Annotated in this window: 1 protein-coding gene; it reads left to right on the top strand. The window is 39.3% G+C overall.

Going from position 1 to position 1,623, the window contains the following annotated elements; all coding sequences use genetic code 11:
- Positions 1-153: 153 nt before the first annotated feature.
- Complete coding sequence (locus BV375_RS27340; RefSeq protein WP_086766335.1) at positions 154-1,536, top strand: IS4 family transposase; 1,383 nt, start codon at positions 154-156, stop codon at positions 1,534-1,536.
- Positions 1,537-1,623 lie beyond the last annotated feature (87 nt).

The raw sequence follows: 1,623 nt of genomic DNA, 5'->3' as shown, positions 1-1,623 counted from the left end.
TGTTGGGTTTCGTTCCGAATGGCACTAAGTTAAGAGATGGCAGTCAATAATAACTAGAGAGAATATGGTAAAAAAAGAGACTAAATAACTTCGGTAGAAAAAGCCTTGTGTGTTTAGTCAAACTAGATCCAAACACGACAAGGCAACAAAAAAATGTCTAGATCTAGTGTGCCAAATAGAACTGAAATTCTCAAGTTGAAATTCACACAAAGTATAGGACTACCATTCCAAAAACTATTGCCAGAGTCTCAAATTGAGCAAGCAATTAAAGAACTATCAATTAAGTATCGGCATCGTCTATTTGATCCCTTTGTAACTTTATGGGCATTTCTCTCACAAGTATTAGATGTAGATAAAAGTTGCCATAATACCGTCTCACGAGTGATTGCATGGCTAGCAACTGAAAACGTAGAAATTCCATCAACGGATACAAGTGCATATTGTCAAGCTCGGAAAAGATTGCCAGAACAACTATTGCAAAAACTGTTTGAAGAGAGTGGAGAAAGTTTAGAAATAATGGTAACTCCAGAACATTTATGGTGTGGTCGTCATGTTCAAGTCATAGATTGTTCCACAGTATCAATGCCAGACACCCTAGAAAATCAAAAATCTTACCCTCAGTCTAATAGTCAAAAATTAGGTTGTGGTTTTCCTATCGCCAAAATTGGTGTGCTGTTTAGCCTCGCTACAGGTGCAGCTATAGCTTTAGTCATTGATGTCCTCAATACCAATGATATTAAATTAGCTCGGAGATTGTACCAATTCTTAAAACCATTCGATGTTCTTTTAGGTGATAGTGCTTTCTGTTCTTATGCCGATTTTCTCGAGATTTGTCGTTGCAATTGTGATGCAGTCATCAGAAAACATAATTCTCGCTGTCAAAAGTTAAAAGGTGGTGTTATCGTCGGTCAAAATGACAAAATCGTCACTTGGCATAAACCCAGAACTCGTCCCAAAGCGCTGACTTTAGAAGAATTTGCTGCTTTACCGAAAATGCTCCAAGTTCGGGAAATTTCTGATCTAATTAATATCAGTGGTTTTCGGACTCAATCCGTGAGCTTAATTACTACTTTATTAGATACTGACGCTTTTCCTACTCACGCATTAACGCAACTTTACCGAGACCGATGGGATGTGGAATTAGATTTAAAACACCTCAAAACCACTCTTGGTATGGATATCCTCCGCAGTAAAACTCCTGCCATGATCCGTAAAGAAATTTATGCTTTTTTACTTGCTTACAACTTACTTCGTAGTGTGATGTGGGATGCTGGAACTACCTATGGAACTCCCCCTTTGCGATTATCTTTACAAGGAACTCGCCATCACTTGCGCCACTTTTTACCGCAATTAAAGTCCGTCCCTAGTCCTCAACGTGACTGCGTTTACTCTACTCTCCTCAAAGTTATTGTTCATAAAGCTGTCCCAAAACGTCCTCAACGCGTTGAACCCAGAGTCAAGAAGCGTCGTCCCAAGACTTACCCTTACATGAGTGTGCCGCGATCCTTCTTACGCAAAAAGTTGATGGTTGCATAACCTTATCAATCAAGGACTTTGGGCTTTTTTTTATTTTACATTCGCTTATCTTAGTGCCATTCGGTTTCGTTCCTCAACCCAACCTAC

The sequence above is a fragment of the Nostoc sp. 106C genome (assembly GCF_002154725.1).
In the GTDB taxonomy this organism is placed as follows: domain Bacteria; phylum Cyanobacteriota; class Cyanobacteriia; order Cyanobacteriales; family Nostocaceae; genus Aulosira.
The sequence above is the reverse complement of the archived record's forward strand: the minus strand, read 5'-3'. Positions and strand labels throughout refer to the sequence as shown.

Excerpts from the sequence above, each read along its gene's own strand:
- BV375_RS27340 (WP_086766335.1), top strand. The coding sequence starts at position 154 with ATGTCTAGATCTAGTGTGCCAAATAGAACTGAAATTCTCAAGTTGAAA.